This window comes from Nocardia beijingensis NBRC 16342, from assembly GCF_001612785.1.
GTDB lineage: Bacteria > Actinomycetota > Actinomycetes > Mycobacteriales > Mycobacteriaceae > Nocardia > Nocardia beijingensis.
In genome coordinates, this window is the sequence record NZ_BDBC01000043.1 from 45,802 (window position 1) to 67,406 (window position 21,605).

Sequence of the window (21,605 nt, forward strand, 5' to 3'; positions counted from 1 at the left end):
CGGCATGCACATCGGTCCATTGACCAAGGGACGTTTCCCGTGGCGTGCTGGTGCTATTCGGGGAAGGAATGGACGCAATGCCCTGATGAGGGGTATTCGAAGGAGGATCTTGTGGCCGAGAAGAGCTATCGCTCCGCCGAAACCGGTGAATATGTGAGTGAGCAGACCGCGGAGGAGAACCCGAGGACCACGCTCGGTGAGGACGAGCCGCACGACGGTGACAATCGGCGTGACCGTTCGGCGATCACCGGGCACTTCGTCAAGCCCGATACCAGCCGCCGCCATCCCGACACCACCGTCACCGAGAACGGGTGACGCAGCCGATGTCGTGACAACGGGTGCCTGTCGAGCGTCCGGCAAGCGCTTGCGTTGATTCGGTATTCGCTCGACCGGTACCGCGTCGTACCTGATGGGGGCTGGTCGGCAGGGGGAGAGCGCCCGCGCCGCGGGTTCAGGATCGCGCTGATCGCAATCATTCTGTGAACCGTCCGCACACCTTACTGTTCCGGACAGTACTTCTCGTGTGAGGACCGTGTCAGATGACGTTGCAGTTGGATCCGGCCACCTCCGCGCCGCCCTCCGCCCCGGCCGAGACGGCGACCGAGAGCCCGTTCCCCTTCGCTCGCAGGCTGATCGGCCTGGCTCGGGCCTCTTCCGGGCTGGTCTTGGCGGTGATCATCTGGCAGTTGGGCGCTCGATCCTGGCTCGGCGCGACCACTCCCGCGCCGACGGAGGTGCTCGAGGCCGGGTGGGAGCTGATCAGGTCGGGTGAGTTGTGGCAGCATCTGGCCGCCTCCGGGCGCCGGGTGGCGGTCGGGTTGGCCATCGGTATCGGCATCGGTCTGGTGTGCGGGGTGGCCGCGGGGTTGTTCCGTGTCGCCGAGGATCTGGTGAACGGTCCGTTGCAGGCGTTGCGGATGTTGCCGACGCTGGCTTTGGTGCCGGTGTTCATCATCTGGTTCGGTATCGGTGATTCGTTCAAGATCGCGCTGATCATCGTCGCGCCGATCTTCCCGATCTATCTGAACGTGCTGGCCGGTATCCGGGGCGTGGACCGGCGGCTGGTGGAGGCGGCGGAATCGTTGGGGCTCAACAGGTTCGAGCTGACCACGAAAATCATCCTGCCCGGGGCGTTGCCGCAGATCCTCGTCGGTTTGCGGCAAGCGCTCGGCATCGGCTGGCTGACCTTGGTGGTCGCGGAGATGCAGACGACACCGGTCGGTCTCGGGTTCTTGATGAACGATGCCAAGGAGTTCTTGCGGACCGACCAGATCTTCCTGGTTCTGGTGATCTACGCGGTGCTGGGGTTGCTCACCGATCTGTTCGTGCGTGTGCTGGAACACCGGTTCCTGGCGTGGCGCACCGGTTACGAGGGGAAGTAGATGACCGCCACCATCGGGACCGGTGTCCGCATCCGCGGGGCGGGGCGCGCTTTCGGCGGCCGCACGGTATTGGGCGGAGTCGATCTGGATATCGCGCCGGGTGAATTCGTCGCCCTGCTCGGTGCCAGCGGCTCGGGGAAGAGCACGCTGCTGCGTGGTATCGGTGGCCTCGACCGTGGCTTCAGCGGATCGTTCGAGGTGCCTGGGTCGAAGGCGATCGTGTTCCAGGAGCATCGGCTGATTCCGTGGATCAACGTGTGGCGCAATGTCGTACTGGGTGTCGACGGGGCCACGAAGGCGCGGGCGTTGGCAGCGCTGGAGGAAGTGGGGCTCACCGCGAAGGCGAACGCGTGGCCCGCGACGCTGTCGGGTGGGGAAGCGCAGCGTGTTGCCCTGGCCAGGGCGCTGGTCCGCAATCCTGAGCTGCTGCTGCTGGATGAGCCGTTCGGTGCTCTCGACGCGCTGACCCGGTTGAAGGTGCAGGCTCTGGTTGCCCGTCTGTGGACGCTGCACCGGCAGTCGGTGCTGCTGGTGACCCATGACGTGGAAGAGGCGCTGCTGCTGGCCGATCGTGCGCTCGTGTTGCGTGCGGGTCGCATCGCCGAATCCTTCGATATCACCGTCGCCCGCCCGCGTTCGGTGGTCGATCCCGAATTTTCCGCACTTCGCCGCCGGTTGCTGCTCGCACTCGGCGTGAATCCCGAGGCACCGACAGGAGCAGACGCATGAGTGAACCGTTGCAGATCAGTACCGACGTCTTGGTGATCGGCGGCGGGCCCGCTGCCTGCTGGGCGGCGATCCATGCCCGTGAGGCCGGCGCCGAGGTCACGTTGGTGGACAAGGGGTACTGCGGGACCAGCGGCGCCACCGCCCCCTCCGGCACCGGTGTGTGGTACGTGGCGCCGGAGGCGACCGCGCGGGCGAACGCGAAGGCCAGCCGGGAGGCGTTGGGCGGGCATCTGGCCGACCACTACTGGATGGACCGGGTGCTGGATCAGACCTACGCGAACATGAATCGGCTGGCGGTGGAGGGGCGGTATCCGTTTCCCGTCGATCCCGCCACGGGTGAGCAGGTCCGCACCGGTGTGCAGGGGCCGGAGTACATGCGGCGGATGCGGGCGTGGGTGAAGCGTGCCGGGGTGCGCATCCTGGATCACTCGCCCGCGCTGGAATTGCTGGTCGATGCCGACGGCGTGGTGCGCGGCGCGGCGGGTTACCAGCGTCAGGCCGACCGGGACTACCGTGTCGTGGCCGGTGCGGTGGTGCTGGCCACCGGTGGGTGCGCGTTCCTGTCCCGTGCGCTGGGCACCAACGTCGATACCGGTGACGGCGCGCTGATGGCGGCCGAGGTGGGTGCTCGGTTCTCGGGGATGGAATTCTCCAACGCTTACGCGATCGTGCCGAAGGGCTCGACGATCACCAAGACCGCCTACTACGGTTACGCGACGTTCTTCCACGAGGACGGGCGGGTGCTCGAGGGCGCGGGTTCGACCAAGGGCCGTTCGGTGATCGCGCGAGCTCTGTTGCGGGAGAGAGTGTTCGCGCAGCTCGATCGGGCCGACGCGGCGGTGCAGGCGCAGATGCGGCTGGGTCAGCCGAATTTCTTCCTGCAGTTCGATCGGCGCGGCATCGACCCGTTCACCGACCGGTTCGAGGTGGATCTGCTCGCCGAGGGCACCGTTCGCGGCACCGGCGGCATCGATGTCGTCGACGACGACTGCGCCACCACGGTGCCGGGCTTGTACGCGGCGGGTGACGCGGCGACCAGAGAACGGATCTGCGGCGGTTTCACCGGTGGCGGCAGCCACAATTCGGCGTGGGCGATGTCGTCGGGCAGTTGGGCGGGTCGTGGCGCGGCGTTGTTCGCGTTGGGATCGGGCCGGGCCGGGAGCGCCGATGTGCGTGGCGCGGGGCGTGCCGGGTTGCGACCGGAGCACGCGGAGTCGGTGTCCGCCGCGGAGGTGGTGGCGGCCGTGCAGCAAGAGGTGATTCCGTTCGAGAAGAACTACTTGCGCCATGGCGACCGGATCCGGCCCGCGGTGGACCGGCTGGACGACGTGTGGGCCGACGCCAGCCGTGGGTTGGGCGGCGGTACGGGAGATGAGCGGGTGCGGGCTCGCCAGGCCGCGGCCATGACCGCCGTGGGGCGGCTGATGTATCGGTCGACGCTGGCGCGCACGGAGACGCGGGGGATGAGCAAACGGGCGGATCACCCGGATCTGGACCCGGAGCAGCACCATCACATCCTGGCCGGCGGGCTCGACGAGGTGTGGACGGCGACGTCGGCGGCGGTCAGCACAGCGGCGGTGGCGTGATGATCGAGATCGTGCGCGCGGATGACTGCATCGGCTGCGACAAGTGCGTGGACGTGTGCCCGACGAATGTGTTCGACCGTACCGACAGCGGGATTCCGGTGATCGCGCGGCAATCGGATTGCCAGACCTGTTTCATGTGCGAGGCGTACTGCCCGACGGACGCGCTGTACGTCGATCCGGAGGCGACGCCGCTGGCCGATCACGACGCCGTGCCCGGCGAGCACATCGGCCGCTACCGCAAGGAACTCGGCTGGGGTCGTGGCCGTAAACCGGGCAGTCTGGTCGCGGTGGGGCCGCGTCTTCCGCACGGCACTCCGCCGCCGCGGTTGTCGGAACTCTGAACTACGAAAGCGAATCATGCGCAAACTCAGGCTGATCGTGCCTGCCCTCGTGTCCGCCCTACTGCTGGTCCTCACCGGATGCGGGTCGGACGACTCGGGTTCGGCGACGCGCGCCGAGATCAAGACCCTCCGCATCGGCACGATCGGCACCGGCAATGTGCTGACCGGGCCGGTGGGCTTCGCTCATCAGCGTGGCGCTCTGCTGCCTGCGCTGAAGCCGCTGGGGGTGGACGCCATCGAGGTCTACAGCTTCCCCAACGGGCCGGATCTGAACCAGGCGCTGGTCGGTGGCCGCCTCGACGTCGCCACCTACGGTGACACGCCTGCGCTGGTGGCACGCGGCAGCGGGTTGAAGACGCGGTTGCTGGCCATCGCGGCGGTGAACTACAACGCGGGTGTGGTGGCGAAGGATCCGGCGATCCGGACGCTGAAGGATCTGGCGGGCAAGAAGATCGGCGTGCAGTCGGGTTCGTATATCGATCGGTATCTGCAGGGCGCGCTGAAGGCGGAGGGGATTCAGGCGCAGCTGGTGCATCTGCTGGCCACCGACGCGGAGGCTCCGCTCAACGGCGGTGACATCGCGGCGGTCGCGTTGCCGGATGTGAATCCGTCGTCGTACTTCCACGCGTTCTTGGCCAAGGGTTTCCACCAGGTGGACTCGATTCACGACAATCATCCCGATCTGGCCGGTACCAGTTCTTCGGTCAGCAGCCAGGACTTCCTCGACAGCCATCCCCAGTTCGGCGCCGCGTGGCAGTCGGTGATCGCCGAGGCCAACCGGTATGCCAAGCAGCATTGGGACGATTACGTGAACTACGAGGTGTCGCAGTCGAAATCGCCGGAAGCGGTGGTGCGTGCCACCGCGCGGCAGAGCTACATTCCCGACGAGATCTTCGCGCCGCTGGGCGTGCAGTTGCTGACGGGCACCAAGCAGTTCCTCGTGGAACAGAAGAAGATCCGGGAGGATTTCGGGCTGGAGGAGTGGTTCTACCGGCCGGAGCGGCCGAAACAGGGCTGAGCTGGTCCGGGCCGTCGGGGAAGTGCGGGGCCGGGAGGTGATGGCCCGGTTCTCCGGCGAGTGCTTGGGGGGTCGGCCGGGTCGATCGTCGGGAGGGTAGTCGATGGCGGAGATCGCCGAGTGGGCGCGGCAGCGGCCGTCGGGTGTGCGGCTGGAGTGGGGTTCGGCCGGTGCGGCGGCGCTGGGACCGGAGTGCGCGTGTGTGGTGGTGGTCGATGTCTTGTCGTTCACCACGTCGGTGTCGGTCGCTGTCGAAGCGGGGACGCGGGTGCTGCCGTATCCGTCGCGGGAGGGTGGCGCCGCGCAGTTCGCCGCACGGCACGGCGCCGAGCTGGCGGTGGGGCGGCGAGCGGTGTCCGAGCGGCAGCCGTGGTCGCTGTCCCCGGCCGCGCTGCGGTCTGCGTCGGTCGTCGAGCGGCTCGTGCTGCCCTCACCCAATGGTTCGGCCATCGCCGCGGCCGTCAGCGGTGTGCCGGTGGTCGCGGCGTGCCTGCGCAATGCCGGTGCGGTCGCCGGGTGGATCGCCGGGCGCGGATGGGGGACCGAGCGGCAGCCGGTGGCTCTGATCGCGGCCGGTGAGCAGTGGCCCGGCCGTGACGTGCTGCGGCCCGCGGTGGAGGACTGGCTCGGCGCCGGGGCGGTCGCGGCGGCGCTGGCGCGCGGTGGAGCCGGGCCGCTGTCCGCGGAAGCGCACGCCGCCGCGGTGGCGTACGACGGGATCGCCGATGTCGCGGCGCTGATCCGGGACTGCGCGTCCGGCCGCGAGCTCAGCGAGGGCGGGTTCGCGCAGGATGTCGCGGTGGCCACGGAGCTCGACAGCAGCGGGGTGGTGCCGGTCTTGATCGACGGAGCGTTCGTCGACGCCGCGCGGTGACTTCGCAGCGGGTGAGTGTCAGTGGCGGGGCGCGATCAGTCCGATCGCCGATTCGACCGCGACGTCGACGATGCCCGCGATGTCGTCGCCGTCTTCCACGGTGGTGGCGATGAGTTCCCGGAAGCCGCCGAAGAGGATTGTCGCCACCTGGCGCGATGGCGGCCGCAGTCCGGCGGCCGCGAATTCCGGTGTGTCGGCGAGTTTCTGGATGAGCGTCACGAATGCCGCGCCGACCTCGCGCTGCAACTGCCGCGTGTCGTCCCCGAGAGCGGGGATGACACGGATCCAGCTGAGGGTGAGGGAGGGTTCTTGTTGTGCGGTGCGGATCCAGGCTTCGATGGCCTGGCGTACCTGGGTGCGCCAGGGCAGGTGCGGGTCGACGGCGGCCTCGATCCGCTGGATCATGTCCTTGTTGTGCTCGGTGAGCAGGGCGATGAAGCAGTCCTGTTTGCTGGTGAAGTGCTCGTAGAAGGTGCGGCGTGAGGTGCGGGCGTGGCGGACCACGTCGGCGACGGTCGAGTCCTGGTAGCCGCGCTCGCGCACCGCGGTGGCCATGGCGTCGAGCAGGCGGCGGCGGAACCCCGGATCCTGGCCGTTGTCGGCGGTGGTGCGGGGTACGGGCGCGGCGCGGGTCACGAGAATCAGGGTAGTTACTCACTTCGGTGCGTCGCGTCCGGCCCGAGCGCCGCGGGGGCGATGCTCAGGCCGTCGGTCGGCCGGTATCCGGGTCGCGATGTCACGGCGTGTTCGAGTGACGCGGAGGGGGCGGCCGTTGGCTCATGCCGTGGCCTCGACGGCGCGGCCGAGCGCACGCCCGCTGGATGTCCGGCGATGCACCACGGCGCGGCCTTTCTCAGCGGGGACGAGCGCGACGCCGCGGAAGTGGGTGCGCTCGTCGCGGGCGGTGGTGGGTTCGAGCGTGAAATCGCGCAGCAGGGTGCGCAGGACGACGTTCATCTCCAAGGTGGCGAACGCGGCGCCGATGCAGCGGCGGCTGCCGCCGCCGAACGGGATCCAGCTGAACGTGCCGGGACGGACACCGAGGAACCGGTCGGGGTCGAAGGCGTGGGCGTTGGGGAAGAGTTCCTCGTTGTCGTGTATCAGTCGGATGTTGGCCACGATCTTCTGCCCGCGCGGCAGGGTCCAGCGGCCCAGTTGCAGGGTTTCGGCTCGGACCTGGCGGAACGTCGCGTCGATCACCGGCCGCACGCGCTGCACTTCCAGCAGCGTGGCCTCGCGCAGCTGCGAACCTCCCGCGTCGGCTTCGGCGACCAGGCGGCGCAGCACGTCCGGGTGCCTGCGCAGCCGCTCGATGGTCCATGCCAGCGTCGTCGCGGTCGTCTCGTGCCCGGCGGTGAGCAGGGTCAGCAGTTCGTCGGCGATCTCACCGCGCGACATGGCCGAGCCGTCGTCGTAGCGGGCTTGCAGCATCATCGCCAGCACGTCGTCGCGCTCGTCGATACGGTGCTGGGCGGCGGCGCGGTCGATGAGCCGGCCGACGATCTCGTCGTAGCGGCGGCGGCGGGCCGCGAAGCGGGCCCAGGGGCCGAATCTGCCCAGTGCCCGTTGGGGGATCGGGATGGCGGCGAGGGCGGAGGCGATCAGGACGAGTTCGGGCAGCAGCCGGCGCAGTTCCTCGAATTCCGCTCCCTCGGCGCCGAAGACCGCGCGCAGGATGACGTCGAGGGTGATGCGCATCATCGAGTCCATGGTCGCGAACTCCTGGCCCGAGGGCCAGGAGTTCATCTCACGGACGGCTTCGGCTTCGATGAGCGATTCGTACACCGTGAGCCTGCGGCCGTGGAACGGCGGGGTGAGCAGTTTGCGCTGCTTGCGGTGTTCGGCGCCGCTGAGGGCGAACAGCGAACCGGGGCCGAGGAACTGGCCGAGGTTGACGTCGATGTTGTCGACGAGATCGGTGCTCGTGGTGAAGAGGGCTTTGATCTCGGCGGGATCGGCGAGCACGACGCAGCGGCCGAATCGGGGCAGGTGGATGGTGAAGGCCGAGCCGTAGCGGTCGTGCAGGCGCCGCCAGGTCCGGGTGCGCCCGGTCAGGATCTGCAGATTCTGCACGATCGGCGGGGTGGATGGCCCGTCGGGAAGTCGCACAGCGGGCATGCGCCCACCTCCTCGTGTGGTACTTCGATGTACCACCCGAACGGTACGCGCACGTACCGCACTGTGGCAAGGATTACACCGCGCCGATCCGCGCGGTCGTCACGAAATGTCCCACAACCCGGCACCACGGGCGGCGAGCGCGGCGGCGATGCGGTCGAGCGCTTCGGCGACAGGCAATGAGCCGACGCGGCGACCATCACGTAGCCGCAACGCCACCCGGCCCGCGGCGACCTCCTGCGCGCCGATGACCGCTTGATAGGGCACGAGCCGGTGCTCGCGGATGCGCGCGGCGAGACTGCCGCGATCGGCCGGCGAGATCGCCACCCGCAGCCCGCGGTCACGGCAGTGGTCCTCCAGCCGCACGGCCTCCGGAAGCTGGGCGTCGGTCACCGGCAGCACGACCACCTGGGTGGGCGCCAGCCACGCCGGGAACCGGCCGCCGTGACATTCGATCAGGTGGGCCACCGCCCGCTCCATGCTGCCGATGATGCTGCGGTGCACCATGACCGGTCGGTGCGCGGCGCCGTCGGCGCCGGTGTAGCGGAGATCGAACTGCTCGGGTTGATGGAAATCGACCTGCACGGTGGACAGGGTGGATTCCCGGCCTGCGCTGTCGCGCACCTGCACGTCGATCTTCGGGCCGTAGAACGCGGCTTCGCCTTCCACCGCGTCGTAATCCACGCCGCGGTCGTCGAGGACGTCGGTGAGCAAGGTGATCGACCGCTCCCACAAGCGCGCGGCGGCGACATATTTCCCGCCGGCGCCGGGCAGCGACAACCGATAGCGGGCGGCACGGATGCCCAGCGCGGCATAGGCGTCGGCGATCATCGCCAGCGCTCCGGCGACTTCGGCGGCGGCTTGCTCGGGAGTGCAGAAGGTATGCGCGTCGTTGAGCTGGATCGCGCGCACCCGGGTCAACCCGCCCAGCACGCCCGAGAGTTCCGATCGGTACATGCCGCCCAATTCCGCGATGCGCAAAGGTAATTCGCGATAACTGCGTGCACGCGAACGAAACAGTAGCGCGTGGTGCGGGCACAGACTCGGGCGCAGCACCATTTGCTCCCCGCCGAGATCCATCGGCGGGAACATCTCGTCCCGGTAATGCCGCCAGTGGCCGGACAATTCGTAGAGTTCACGCTTGCCGAGCACCGGTGAATACACGTGGTGGTAGCCCGCGCGGCGTTCGGCGGTGCGAAGGTAGTCCTCCAGGGCTTGGCGCACGGCCGCCCCGTCCGGCAGCCAGAACGGCAGTCCCGCGCCGATGAGCGGGTCGGTGTCGAACAGATTCAGCGCACGGCCGAGAGTGCGATGGTCGGGCATGGTGGTGGTCTCCTCGTCGACAGGGGCGAGCGACCACGAAGCGAAACCCCGGGACGCGCGCCCCGGGGCTGGAATGAAACATGGATCAGCGCGCCGGGACGAATTCCGGCGTCGTCGTCACAGCAGCGCGCTCCATGCCGGCGACGCTAGCAGAGGCATCCGCGTCGGCGCACAGGATTTTTCGACGTTCGCCCGACGGCGTCATGGCTTTGGCGCATAATCGGGTTCGTCTGTGAGGCAATGACATCGGGGGTTGATGGGGACGCGCAGAGCGGTGTTGCAAGCGGGTATGGTCCTCCCGCTGGCCGCCGCGTGCGCGCCGGAGCTGTTGCTGGGCAGTTCGGACGCGGTGCGCGTCGGTGTGTCCTGGAGCGGGCAGGAACTCGCGGCCTTCCACGCCGTACTGGACGGGCTGGATCTCGGTTTCGAGGTCGAGGTGATCCCGCTGGGCGACAACACCGACACCGCGTTCACCGCCGGTGGCCGGTCCGCGCCGGACGTGGTGTTGCTTCCGCAGGCCGGTCGGGTGCGTGAACTCGCCGAGGCGGGCAAATTGCGGCCCGTCGCGGAGTCGGTGTGGGCCGACGCGCTCGGCAGCCGCTACGCCCAACCCTGGCAACTGTTGCTGCGCCACGAGAATCGGCTCTACGGCGTGCCGTTCAAGGCCGCGGACAAATCGCTGGTCTGGTTCGACCGCCACCAGTTCGACGCCCACGGCTTGGGTGAACCCGCGGCATGGACCCTCGGTGGCTGGGTCGACCGGATGGAGGTGCTCGCGCAGACGCCGATCCGCCTGCTGGCGCTGGCCGCGGCCGACGGCTGGGTGCTCACCGACTTCTTCGAAAACGTCCTGCTCGCCGAATCACCGCGCATCTACGACGATCTGGCCTCCAAGGACGAGCGGGAGTGGGACAACCCGGCGGTTCGGGCCGCCTTCGGGCATCTGGGGGTGTTGTGGGGGCAGCGTCACGCGTTTCCCGGCGGCGTCGGCGTCGCGTTGACCAGGCAGTTCTCCGACGCTGTCCGGGAGGTGTTCCAGCACCGCCGGGCGGCGGCGGTCGTCGCTCCCGACTTCGCCGAGCCGATCGTGCGCAGCGCGGTCCGCGCGTCCGGGCGTGCGGTCGGCGACGCCGTCGGGGTGGCGCCCTTCCCGCCGGTCAACACCGCCTCGTTGCCGCCGAAGATCGTCGGCGGCGACGTGATCGTGGTGACCCGGCAGGCGAGCCCCCGCGCCGACGACCTGGTCGAGAAACTGGCCGGCGCCCGCGCCCCCTTGCCGTGGATCGAACGCTACGGCGGATTCCTCGCCCCCAACCTGCGCACCGAGGCGGAATACTCGCCGTTGCTCGCGCCGTCGGCGCGGGAACTGGCCGCCCGCAGCACCTTCGATCTGTCCGACCGGATCGGGCCGGTGGGGGGCCGGGAAGGATTGTGGCGAGTGCTGACGGAGTTCCTCATCGCGATCGGCGACGGCGGACAGGCGCGAACGACCGCGGCCACCGACCGCGCGATCGCCGCGCTGGACGACGCGGATCGGCGGCGTCGATGACGCGGCCGCAGGATTTCGACGTCAACGGTCTGCGCATCGAACTGGCCACCCGCCGCATGCGCGGGCCGCTGGTCGCGGGCGGCAGGCCACGGCGCTGGCTGAGCCGGGTGGCGGGATTGCCCGCGACGGTGCTGACAGTGGCGCTGCTGGTGCTGCCGGCCGGATGGACCGTCGTGATCGCCGCCAGGGCCAGCCCGCCGGCGGTGCTCGGCTGCGCGCTCGCCGCGACCGGTGCGCTGCTGCCAGCGGTCCTGCGCAGGCGGCTGGGCGTGCCGTGGATCCGGCTCCTGGTGTGGCCTGCGTCGATCGGCGCCACGGTCGCCGGGTTGTCGCTGCTGGGCGGCACGATGACCGCCGACGGGCGCGGCGCGTACCTGCGCACGCTGCTGTGGGTGGCGTTCGGGATCGGGCTGCTGCTGGTGGCCCTGGCGATCGCCTGGTGGGGGCGGGCGGCGCGCTGGCTGTGGCTGCCGCTGATCGTGCCGTTCGGCGTGTCGGCGTTCGTGTCCGGGGTGGCGTTCCGGGTGATCTTCGGCAACGGCGCGCGATGGCTGGACATCGAGGACGTCGGGCTCTACCGGTGGTGGCTGGCGGCGATGCTGGGCTCGGCGTTCCTGTGGACCTGGCTGGGTTTCCTCACCGCGCTGTTCCGCGCGGGAATCCATGCGATCGAAGCCGATCCGGCGCGCGCCGGGTACCTGTACCACGACGACGGCAGGCCGCTGGCGATCCGGCTGTACGAGTTGCTGCGGCCGGTGCTGCTGATCGCCGGACTGGCCGTCGGCGTCGCGGCGGCGCGGGTGTTCGATGTGGTGCTGATCGGGGTGCCGGGCGCACTCGAGTACCAGGTCGACAGCGCGACCGTGCACTGGTGGCGGCTGGCTGGCGACGCCGAACCCGGCGTCGCGGCGGCCTACGCGCTGCCGCTGGCGGTGCTGGTGGGCGCGGTGGCCTGGCTGCTGCAAGTCGACGTACGCCGCCATCGTGCGAGTTGGTCGGCGGTGCGGGTGTACTCGGTGGCGGGACGGCGGCGCATCGGTCCGGTGCTGGCGGCGGGCATCGTGCTGGTCTCGGTGCTGGTGCTGTACCCGATCGGCGTGCTCGCCTACACCGGATTGCGCGGGCACGACGGCTTCGGCTTCTCGGCGGTCGCGCTGGTGTGGGGCGACGACGGATTGTGGCGTTCGCTGCAGACCACGGCCTGGGTCGCGGGGATCGTCACGGTGGTCGTGGTGACCGCCGCCGCGCCGGTGGCCTATCGGCTGGCCGCGTTGCGGCCCAACGGCACCGCCGCCCGGCTGGGCGTCGTCACGCTGGTGGTGCTCGCGGTGATCCCGGCGCAGACCTACCTCGGGCCGATCGACGATCTCATCGACACCTACGAACTGTCGGGAACCCGGATTCCCCTGATCCTCGTGCACGCCGCCGCCGGACTGCCGATCGCCATCCTCGTGCTGCGCGGCGCGATGCTCGCCCCGCCGGGCAGCGCCGCCGCGGACGCTCTGCACGGTCTGGCCAGTCCGGGCACCATCGCCCAGCGCGTGCTGGCTTCCTCCGGGCCCGCGCTGGGGGCGGTGGCGGTGCTCGAATTCGTCCAGGTGTGGAACGACTTCTTCCTCGGCCTTGTGGTCAGCGGAGCGGGAGCGAGCCCCTGGTCGCTGCTGCTATGGGGCGAGGCAAGGCAATTCGGCGAGAACAGCGCCCAATTGGCCGCGGGATCGCTGCTGTCGGCGGTGTTGCCGGTGGCGCTGCTGCTGGTGACCTGGCGGCGTTGGGTGGTGCCGGGTCTGACCGGCGGAGTACTGCGATGACCCGGGCCGGGGGCAGTGCGGGAGGAATCGGGTGAGCACATCGACCGACCACACCGAACCGGTGGGGCAGACCGCCACACCCAGGTCCTCGATCTGGATCGGGTTCCTGGGCACCGCGTCCCTGGTCGCCTACACGGTGCTGTTCGAGTTGGTGCGCACCCTGGTGGTGAATTCGTTCGGCGAGAACGCCGTCGTGCAGTTCTTCAACGGGCCGCTGCGCTGGTTGTCGGTGCTGTTCATCGCCGCTGCGGCGACCTACGCGCTGTACCGGTTCGCGCGCGGCTATCGCACCAAGGTGCGCACCGCCCGCGAGATGGACCTCATCGCCGGGCTCATCGAGCCGGGCCCCGCGCTCGCCGACCGCGCACAGCGCCGAGCCGCGCCGCCGCCGCGGCCGGTCGCGGCGCTGGACGGGCATCTGATCGCCGCGGTGCTGCGCGACCTGCCGGTGCACGACTACGAAACCGTCGCGCTGCTGGCGGTGCTCAACGCCATCCGGGACACGCCGGGGCGGTTGCCGCTGGCGCGGGAACCCTCGGCGCGCACCGCGGCGAAGCTGCTGGAAGGTCTGCTGCGCCGAGGGGTTCTCGCCGAGGACGGCGCGCAACGGTGGTGTGTGCGACAGGTCCCCAGGCTGCCGGATCGAGCGACGGTGATCACCGGACCGCAGTGGGCGGCGGCGCTCACCGCGCTGCTGCGCCATTACGCCGACCGTGCGCGTCGCTGGGCCATCGCGCTGGAGTCGCGGCGCTTCGCCGTGGGCGCTCGCCGGTGGTTCGAAAGCGAGGAACCGTACCTGCGCGCCCTGGTGGCAGCGTGCGCGGACCCCGGCGCGGATTTCCCCCCGGCGGCGGTCGCCTACCTGATTCGCCTCGGCAACGCCCTGGACGTGTGGTACGCGCGTATCGGCTTGGGGGAGAACGAGCGCGGGGTGGCCGACGATCTGCGCTCCCTTCCGGCGATCGACGAGTTGAACCGGGATCTGGTGCTGCTGCGAGCAGGGCGGCTGACCGAGCGGCCACGCGGCTACCGGCCACGACGGTTGTCGAGGAGTCTGGCCGCCCGTTGGGAGCATCAGGAGGCGCTGCGGCGGCTCGCCGCCGCGTCGCCGCCGCTGGCGGAGGTGGCCGACCAGCTGGAAACCGCGTGGTGGCTGCTGCCGCGCGACGACGTCGCCGGTGAGGTGTGCGCCCTGATCAATCTCGCCGTCGTGCACATCAGGCAAGGGCGCCTCGACGCCGCACAGGACCGTCTCGAACTCGCCGAATCCCTCACCCGCACCGGCCTCGATCCCGACGGACGCGCGCAGACCCACGAGACCATGGGCACGATGTGGTGGGCCCGCGGCGAACCCCGCCGAGCCCTGCGCTGCTGGCAACTCGCCCTGACCGCCTACCGCGCGCTCGACGACGACCTCGGCGTCGGCCGCTGCCTGCAACACCTCGGCTCCGCGGTCGTCGCCGATCCCGGCCACGCCACGCTGCTGCTGCCCACCGACCCGCCCCTCACCCGGGCCGAAGCTCTCCGCCAAGCCACCGGATGGCTCGCCGAAGCCCGGCGCAGGCATCCGGCAGCCCGCCACGCCGAACACTACGCGGCGCGAGCACGTTCGGACCTGCGCGCCGACCGCGGCCTGCGGGATCTCCTGTCCCGCCGCCGCACCCCGCTGCCCCGGATCGATCAGTGGCCGGCGTCCGTCGAAGACCACGCCCACCGCACGCAACCCGCCCTCTGATACCCGAGTGCGTGGACCAGATGCGAGTTGGCCTCGGCGCGAGAATTTTCCGGTGAGGCGAGGTGCGCGCGGATGACCGTGCGATCCACCCTCGTTCTCCTTCGTCATGCCGAGCCCTTCATTCCACGCGCGGGCGGGCCGGGTGACTACGAGCGGTCCCTGACCGCGGTGGGCGCACGGCAGGCTGAGCAGCTGGTCACCGAACTGACAGCCGTGCAGCCTGTCGCGATCTTCTCCAGCCCCTTCCTGCGCGCCGTACAAACAGTGCAACCGCTCGCACGCCACACCGGCCTGCGCATCGAAACCCACCACGACCTGCGCGAGTGGGACTCCGGGATCGGCCCGACACCCGACTATGCGCGCTACTACCGCGAGAGCTGGGCCGAACCCTCGCTCGCCAGGCCCGGCGGCGAAAGTCTGCGGCAGCTGTCCGACCGAGCCGCGGCGATCCTGACGACGCTGGCGCATCGGCACCGCGGCCGGACCGTCGTCGTCGGCAGCCACGGGACGTTCCTCTCCCGGGCGCTGGTCGCGTTCGGTCGCGGCGAGGTCGACTGGGCGTTCAGCCAGGCGATGCCGATGCCCGCGGTCTACCGGCTGGATTTCGAGCAAGACCACGTCCAGGCGGCGGGTCCCGGTTTGTGAACGTGGTGATCGAGGTGGGAGCACTTCGAGTGGCGGATGGGCTGGGTCACCGGCCCGATGATCGGCTCATCCGTAATGCGATTGATCTCGGCGTGAAGTCTGCTCCACCATCCGGTGCGGAACGGCACCTGCTGAGCCCGGCCCCGACGCACCGCCGTATCCGATCCTACAAAGGGATTTTCGCGTCATGCGGGGACTTGTCGGGGCGCAGGCCGCGCCAGCTGGGGTGGCGCAGACCCTCGGAGGTGACCTCCCGATACTCGATGTCGCCGACGAGGACCGGCTCCACCCAGTGGGCGGATGCCGCGACCGCGCGCGGCGGGGGAACGTCGAAGGGCGTATCAGGACGGGACAGTTCATTGAGGCGAACCTGCAGCGAACGACGGTCGTGCAGGGTCCATCCGGTGCCGACATTGCCCACATGCACCAGCTGGTCCTCGGCGTCGTACGCGCCCAGCGCCAGCGAACCGAAGGTCGCCGAGAAACGGCCCGTACCGGGCAACCAGCCCGCGACGACGACCTCGGTCGTCTTGCGCAGCGGCGTCTTGATCCACAACGGCGAGCGGCGCCCAGGGTAGTAGGCCGAATCGAGCCGCTTGGCCACGATGCCCTCCAGACCGTGTTCTCCGGCGATGCGCAGCAGCGTGTCGGCATCGATGTCCCGATAGAACGGTGGCGTGCGGACGAGCGGCCTGTCCAGCGCCAGTTCCGCCAAACGTTCACGGCGCTCGGTGTAGGGCAGATGCATGATCGATGCGCCGCCGACCACCAGCAGATCGAACGCAAAGTACTGCGCCGGGAATCCGCGCAGCAGGTCCGCGCTCGGCGCGACCACATGCATCCGCCGCTGCAGGCGACCGAACGACGGCGCCCCCGTCTTCGGGTCGGGTGCCACGATCTCCCCGTCCAGAACCAGCTCACCACCATCGCCCAGTTCCGCCAGAACCGCCGTGAGCTCCGGAAACGAGCCGCTGAGATCCCGATTGTTGCGACTGTAGAACCGGCATTCCCCCGCCCGGCACAGCGCGACGGCGCGGATGCCGTCCCACTTCATCTCCAACGCCCACCGGCCATGCTCCCGCGGTGGCCGTCCGGAGACGGCCAGCATCGGCGCCGGCACTGACAGCACCCAGCCAGCATATCGCCAGCTTCTAACTGATTCGCAGTTCATCACGCGCGTGAGCAGGGAATATCGCCTCGATATGCGGAGGTCGGTCGCGTCGGAAGCTGTACCGGCAATTCTGTCGCACCACCCTGGCTGCATCCCGGCCCGCACCCGCGTCGTTGACCACCCACTGCGGCTCGGCTCAGCTGCGGCGTCGGGCGCCAGACCGCTACCGCGGGATGGCGCTCTGATCAGCAGACTGCCCACGAACTCGCCGTCGGCTGTGACAGAGTGCCCCTGTCTGCTCAATCTGACTCGGCGCGCCCTACGGTGCCTGGAAGCCGCCGATCTTCTGCTCGAGCAGTTCGGCCAGCCGCAGCGGGGTGCGGTCCTCGAACATCGGACCGATGAGCTGCACTCCCACCGGCAGGCCCTCGGGTGAGCGGCCCGCCGGTATGGCGGTGGCGGGCAGGCCGGGCATGGTCGCCAGACCGGCCCAGACCAGCTGGTCGAAGTACGGGTACTCGACCCCGTCGATGTCGATTCGGCGTCCCAGCAGATCAGGGTTGTGGTCGTGCGGGAACGCGGGAGTCGGCGTGATCGGGCACACCACGGCATCGAACTCGGCGAACAGGTGCCGCCAGCCGTGGCGGTGCAATTCGCGACGGTTGTTCGCCACCAGGCGGTCACGGTGGCTGAACACCATCGCGCGCCACCGGGTCGCGTCCAGACTGTGGTCGTCCGCGCTCAGTTGGGCTGCGCGGCTGCGCAGTTGCTCGTACTCGTCGACGGGGAAGTACGCGACGGTGCCCGAAAACAGCAACTGCATGTAGAGCGTCGCGGCTTCGGTCATATCGGGCAGCAGCGGACTGTGCCGTTCGACGCGGGCGCCGCCGTCGGCGAGCGCATCGGCCACCCGGTTCACCCCCGCCCGCACAGCGGACCCGGTCGCAATGAGTGGATGCTCGTCGAGGACCAGGACTCGGAAGTCGCGCAGCCGTTCGTGGCGGGCGGGCGGCAGCGCCAGATCGAACGCCACGCCGAGGGTCAGGGGGTCCGGACCGGCCATGACGTCGAGCAGCAGCGTGAGGTCGCGGGCGGTGCGCGCCATCGGACCGACGACGGCCATGTCGAGGTCGACCGGCAATGCCGGCGTGGACGGAGGGACCATCCCCCGGGGTGCGGCCAGCCCGAGTGTCGGTTTGTGCGCGTAGACACCGCAGAAATGTGCGGGGGTGCGCAGCGAACCAGCCAGATCCGAGCCGATGGACAGCGCGCCGAATCCGGACGCCAGGGCCGCCGCCGATCCGCCCGAGGAACCACCGGACGTGCGACGGTGATCCCAGGGATTGTTGGTGGTGCCGTAGATCTCGTTGAAGCTCTGGATATCTTGCAGCCCGAGCGGCACATTGGTCTTGCCCAGCACAACGGCGCCTGCGGCCTCGAGCCGCGACACCTGTAGCGCGTCCTCGGCCGGCACATAATTCGCGTATTGCGGCATGCCCCAGGTCGTGGGCAGCCCGGCGATGTTGTAGCACTCTTTGACCGTCACCGGTATGCCGAGCAGCGGGCGGTCCGCACCGCGGGCGCGAGCCTGGTCGGCACGGTGTGCGGCAGCCCGCGCACGGTCGAAGGTCCGCACACAGATGGCGTTGATCGACTCGTCGTCCCGCTCGATCCGGGCGATCGCTTCGGCGGTCAATTCCACCGAGGTCACGTCACCAGCACGCAATGCGGCCGCGAGTTCTTCGGCCGACCGAGAATTCCATTCCATGAATTCGACGGTATCGGCCCGCCGGAGCGGACATAAAATACCTTTTCGCGCAACGGGAAAGTCGAGGGGGTGACCATTCGGTGCAGATCAACGCACTCGTTGTGTCATATCGCAGGTCACGACGGCGGCCGAGCCTGCTCTATCGGCGCAAGCCATGAAATGCTGTTTCGCACAACGGGAGAGATGTCACAATGGCTGCCGCGTTTCCGGCCGCAGGTTTCTCGACCAGCCGCTGGTCACGGCGATGCGCGACGAGAACTGGTCAATTGGCGGTATCGCATCCAGACGTTGTTCGTCGTTCGACGGGCGCCGAAATTGGTGGTGGTCGTGCTCGCGGAGCGATGGTTCTCCTCCAACAAGGGCGGCAATTTCTCTCGGCCTGCCTCGCAGCGTTCATCGCGAGAATGTGCGTGTTGCATTCGATGCGATTCACCCTGGTGGCCGAACTACAGTCCGAGCTTGGTGACCGCGTTGTCTTCCAGCGGGTTGGCGGTGCGGATGTAGCCGTGGACGGTGCGCGGGTTGCTCCAGCGGCCCTGACGCATGATCTCGCGGTCGCTGGCGCCGCCGAGCGCGGCCTGGGTGGCGAATCCGGCGCGGAGCGAATGACCGGAGAACAGGCCGGGGTCGAGCCCGGCGCGCGCGGCATAACGCTTGACCAGCTCGGCGACCGCCCGCCCGGACATGGCGCGGTCACCGATCCCGCCGTGCCGATTGACCGTAGGGAACAGAGGCAGGTCCGCGTCGGTGAGCGTGGTGCCGGTGAAGCCGTGGCAACGGTGGATGTCGCCCGATTTCGCGGGAAGCTCGGCGAGCCAGGCTCGGACACCGGGAGTTCCAGCCTCGGCATGGATTTCCCGTAGGCGTAGCCAGTCGGCGAAGGCGCAGACCGGGCAGGTCGCGGGGCGGCGGCCACGGGGGAGAGCCACGCGCTGTTCGGCCGCGCCGGTGGGGTCGGTCTTCGTCACGGGCAGCAGGATCAACAGGATCGGTTCGCCGGTCGTGTGGTCGACGCCGACCTCGACGTCCCCGATGCGCAGACCGGCGAGTTCGCTGCGGCGCAGGGCGCCTGCGAAACCGATGAGCAGCGCCAGCGCGTCCCGGCGGCGGGCGGGTTCGGTCGGCCAGCCCGGTGCCGGCAACTCGCCCAGCAGTTGATCGAGGGTGTGCAGCAGGACAGGGCGTTTGCGTCTGGGTTGCGCCCGGCGGGTGCGGCGGATGCCGCGCAATGTCAGGCGCACGACATCGGAGCGAGTCGGCGACGGTAGGCCGTTGGCCGCGTGCACCGCGGCGATGGCGGCCGACTTGCGTTCCAAGGTCGCCGGGCTGAACGCCCATTCGCCGCCGTCGCGGCGCGCGTCGGCGGCCGCGGCGAGATAGACGGCGACATCCAGTGCGTCGGCGGGCAACGCCTGACGGCCTTCGGTGGCACACCACGCCGACCACGCCACCCAATCGGCCCGATAGGCGCGCAGAGTGTTCGCCGACTGCGACGCTTCGAGATACCGGCGCAGCGACCCGGCTTGGTCGTCGTCGAAACGGTCACGCACCAATCGCAGCGCCGCAGCGTCGACCAGCACGCTGCGCACCCCGCGACGCAACTCGGTGCGCACCGCCTCCGGAACCGCCACCACGCCGGATCGATCGTCCATGACTCGAGCTCCCGCGTTTTCGGTGAAAGACCCGTCCGCGCCACGACCTCCGGCGCAGGAAGTCAGCCTACGGCACCGAGACAGCACCCTTGCAGGGTCTGCCGAGTCGCGAATCCGCCGACCGCCTGCCGTCCGAAGCGCTCTCGTACATCGAATCATGATGCGTCACAGTGACGGTTGCGCAGGGGCATCGGGAGATGGGGCCAACCCGCAATTGTTGTGAGGCGACATGAGAATGTCAGTGGGTAGGCGACACCAGAATGTCAGCGATTCCGGTCTTCCTACCGCTGGGTACGTGGTCTCCTCTTCCTGAGAGTGGTCGAGTGGCCTGCTGGTTGTGCTGCGGGCCGACGATTCCGGGAGGCCGCAGGCGTGGTCGACGAGAGCAGGCGTGTGCTGCGGCAAGCTGCTGCGGATCGGTTGGCCCGGCTCGATTCTGCGGGCGTGCTGTCCAGTAACCATGTGCGGCTGGCGGCGGAGACCGTGGGAGTGGCCGAGCGCACGGTGTGGCGGTGGGTATCTGCTCGGCGGGCGAAGACAACTCCTACGCAGCGGGACCGGTTTCGGATCGATGATCGGCTGCGGGTGCGTCTGGCGTATTGGCGCGGAAATGCCGCGGCGTTGCATCGTGAACTGGTCGCCGAGGCAACTGGTGGAGGCCCGCGGGCGCCGGATCTTCGTACGGTGCAGCGGGCGATCCGGCGTGATCTGGCTCCGGGAGAAGTGGCCGGGCTGCGGGAGGGCGAACAGGCGCGCCGGCGGTTCGATGTGTTCTTGAAGCGGCCCCGTCGTTCCGGAACGCGGTGTGGGAGGCCGATCACGTCGAGGCCGCAGTGCAGGTCGAGATCGACGGCCGGTTGGTGAAGCCGTGGGTGACCTGGTTCGTCGACGCGGCCCACGATGTGATCCTCGGTGTCGCGGTGACACCGCAGGTCCCGAGCCGGGAAAGCATCCTGGCCGCGCTACGGGCGGCGATCTCTCGGCGGGAACCGTACGGCCCGGCGGGTGGCCTGCCTGCGATGGTGCGTGTGGACCGGGCAAGGATTTCTTGTCGCGGACAGTGGCCGAGGCGATGGGCGCGTTCGCAGTGGCTGTGGATGATCTGCCTGCCTACACGCCGCATTTGAAGGGCAGCGTGGAGACGGTCAACGGTGCGGTCGACCGGATGCTCTTCGCTGGCTTGCCGCGCTACATGCATCGCCAGACCGAGGCCAGCGGGGCACTGGTGGACCCGGATCAGCCCGCGTTGACCTTCGCGGCGTTCGTCGCCGAGGTGCTGGCGTGGGTGAGGTGGTGGAACAGCGAGCACGTCATCGAGGAGCTGGACGACCGCACTCCGTTGGCGGCATGGCTTGCCGATCCGACCCCGATCGACGAGGTCGATGAGGACAGGCTGTGGATGTTCACCCTCGAAGATGACCGCCGCCGGCGCAAGATCACGACCAAGGGCATCGGGTTCGGCCGCGGCCGCTACTACGTCGCGGAGTGGATGGTCGGACGGGTCGGCGCGGCGGTGCGGCTGCGGTATATGCCGCACCACGATCACGAGGTGGAGGTGTTCGACGCGGACACCGGCGCCCATCTGGGGCGTGCGGAACTCGCTGATCAGGTGTCGGAAGCGACGAAGGCCGCCGTGCGCCGCACTCGGGCCCGCAAGGCCGCGCGGCTGCGCTCGGATCTGTCGAAAGCCGAACGCGCGCGCCGCACGCGGTATGCCGCCTCGACGACGCCGGTCCCGGCCCAGCGGCTGGATGCGATGACAGCGGCGGAAGCGGGCCGGGAGCGGGTTGAGGCGCAGGATGTGGACCTGGCGCGGTGGGCGCGGCCGGATCTGATCGCGTTGCCGCCGCCGGCGCCGGGCTGGGTGCTGCCGATCCGATCCGATGACGATCCCCAGCCCCTCGAATCCCGGCACGAACGTTGCTGGCGCGTCCGATCATTTCCTCGGCCTTGTCGGCGCGCATAT

General features: G+C 69.4%; 17 protein-coding genes and 1 pseudogene. 12 read left to right on the top strand and 6 right to left on the bottom strand.

All coding sequences use genetic code 11. The annotated features are described in order from the left end of the window. Positions 1–111 precede the first annotated feature (111 nt). The 7 genes from NB3_RS23025 (at position 112) to NB3_RS23055 (ending at position 5,930) form a co-directional block, all read left to right on the top strand. On the top strand, positions 112–315 hold the full coding sequence (locus NB3_RS23025) for a hypothetical protein (protein ID WP_067807208.1): 204 nt from the start codon (positions 112–114) through the stop codon (positions 313–315). Between the two features lie 224 nt (positions 316–539). Then, on the top strand, positions 540–1,382 hold the full coding sequence (locus NB3_RS23030; protein WP_067807215.1) for an ABC transporter permease: 843 nt from the start codon (positions 540–542) through the stop codon (positions 1,380–1,382). After that, positions 1,383–2,111, top strand: coding sequence for an ABC transporter ATP-binding protein (locus NB3_RS23035; protein WP_067807218.1), 729 nt, complete (start codon positions 1,383–1,385; stop codon positions 2,109–2,111). Beyond that, positions 2,108–3,697, top strand: a complete 1,590-nt coding sequence (locus NB3_RS23040; protein WP_067807223.1) for an FAD-dependent oxidoreductase — start codon at positions 2,108–2,110, stop codon at positions 3,695–3,697. Before NB3_RS23035 ends, NB3_RS23040 begins: the two co-directional genes overlap by 4 nt. Next, on the top strand, positions 3,697–4,038 hold the full coding sequence (locus tag NB3_RS23045) for a 4Fe-4S dicluster domain-containing protein (protein ID WP_067807324.1): 342 nt from the start codon (positions 3,697–3,699) through the stop codon (positions 4,036–4,038). The genes NB3_RS23040 and NB3_RS23045 overlap by 1 nt, the downstream gene beginning before the upstream one ends. A 16-nt stretch (positions 4,039–4,054) precedes the next feature. Further along, positions 4,055–5,056 carry an ABC transporter substrate-binding protein gene (locus NB3_RS23050; protein WP_067807226.1) on the top strand — a complete coding sequence of 334 codons (1,002 nt, stop codon included), beginning with the start codon at positions 4,055–4,057 and terminating at the stop codon, positions 5,054–5,056. Positions 5,057–5,159: 103 nt separating this feature from the next. Then, a complete protein-coding gene (locus NB3_RS23055) occupies positions 5,160–5,930 on the top strand; it encodes a 2-phosphosulfolactate phosphatase (RefSeq protein WP_067807229.1) in 771 nt (256 codons plus the stop codon). Between the two features lie 18 nt (positions 5,931–5,948). Here NB3_RS23055 and NB3_RS23060 read toward each other — a convergent pair whose 3' ends face one another. The 3 genes from NB3_RS23060 to thrS form a co-directional block, all read right to left on the bottom strand. Further along, positions 5,949–6,566, bottom strand: coding sequence for a TetR/AcrR family transcriptional regulator (locus NB3_RS23060; protein ID WP_244892035.1), 618 nt, complete (start codon positions 6,564–6,566; stop codon positions 5,949–5,951). Between the two features lie 141 nt (positions 6,567–6,707). Continuing rightward, positions 6,708–8,048 (bottom strand): cytochrome P450, encoded by a 1,341-nt coding sequence (locus NB3_RS23065; RefSeq protein ID WP_067807233.1) that lies wholly within the window; start codon positions 8,046–8,048, stop codon positions 6,708–6,710. 99 nt (positions 8,049–8,147) lie between these two features. Beyond that, on the bottom strand, positions 8,148–9,368 hold the full coding sequence (thrS, locus tag NB3_RS23070) for a threonine--tRNA ligase (RefSeq protein WP_067807236.1): 1,221 nt from the start codon (positions 9,366–9,368) through the stop codon (positions 8,148–8,150). 256 nt (positions 9,369–9,624) lie between these two features. Here thrS and NB3_RS23075 point away from each other — a divergent pair, with 256 nt between their 5' ends. From NB3_RS23075 to NB3_RS23090, 4 genes are all read left to right on the top strand, one after another. Next, positions 9,625–10,917 carry an ABC transporter substrate-binding protein gene (locus NB3_RS23075; protein ID WP_067807238.1) on the top strand — a complete coding sequence of 431 codons (1,293 nt, stop codon included), beginning with the start codon at positions 9,625–9,627 and terminating at the stop codon, positions 10,915–10,917. Then, complete coding sequence (locus NB3_RS23080) at positions 10,914–12,728, top strand: hypothetical protein (protein ID WP_067807241.1); 1,815 nt, start codon at positions 10,914–10,916, stop codon at positions 12,726–12,728. The genes NB3_RS23075 and NB3_RS23080 overlap by 4 nt, the downstream gene beginning before the upstream one ends. A gap of 31 nt (positions 12,729–12,759) precedes the next feature. Next, positions 12,760–14,463, top strand: coding sequence for a tetratricopeptide repeat protein (locus tag NB3_RS23085; RefSeq protein WP_067807245.1), 1,704 nt, complete (start codon positions 12,760–12,762; stop codon positions 14,461–14,463). A gap of 72 nt (positions 14,464–14,535) precedes the next feature. After that, on the top strand, positions 14,536–15,108 hold the full coding sequence (locus NB3_RS23090) for a histidine phosphatase family protein (RefSeq protein WP_067807248.1): 573 nt from the start codon (positions 14,536–14,538) through the stop codon (positions 15,106–15,108). A gap of 166 nt (positions 15,109–15,274) precedes the next feature. Here NB3_RS23090 and ligD read toward each other — a convergent pair whose 3' ends face one another. From ligD to NB3_RS23105, 3 genes are all read right to left on the bottom strand, one after another. Continuing rightward, positions 15,275–16,480 carry a non-homologous end-joining DNA ligase gene (gene ligD / locus NB3_RS23095; protein WP_307695407.1) on the bottom strand — a complete coding sequence of 402 codons (1,206 nt, stop codon included), beginning with the start codon at positions 16,478–16,480 and terminating at the stop codon, positions 15,275–15,277. 58 nt (positions 16,481–16,538) lie between these two features. Further along, positions 16,539–17,987 (bottom strand): amidase, encoded by a 1,449-nt coding sequence (locus NB3_RS23100; RefSeq protein ID WP_067807252.1) that lies wholly within the window; start codon positions 17,985–17,987, stop codon positions 16,539–16,541. A 446-nt stretch (positions 17,988–18,433) separates the two neighbouring features. Next, a complete protein-coding gene (locus tag NB3_RS23105) occupies positions 18,434–19,639 on the bottom strand; it encodes a site-specific integrase (RefSeq protein ID WP_067807255.1) in 1,206 nt (401 codons plus the stop codon). A 420-nt stretch (positions 19,640–20,059) separates the two neighbouring features. On the opposite strand from NB3_RS23105, the pseudogene NB3_RS34425 reads away from it, so the two are divergent. Then, positions 20,060–21,539, top strand: a pseudogene (locus tag NB3_RS34425) (transposase); the annotation flags it as partial. Positions 21,540–21,605: the final 66 nt, after the last annotated feature.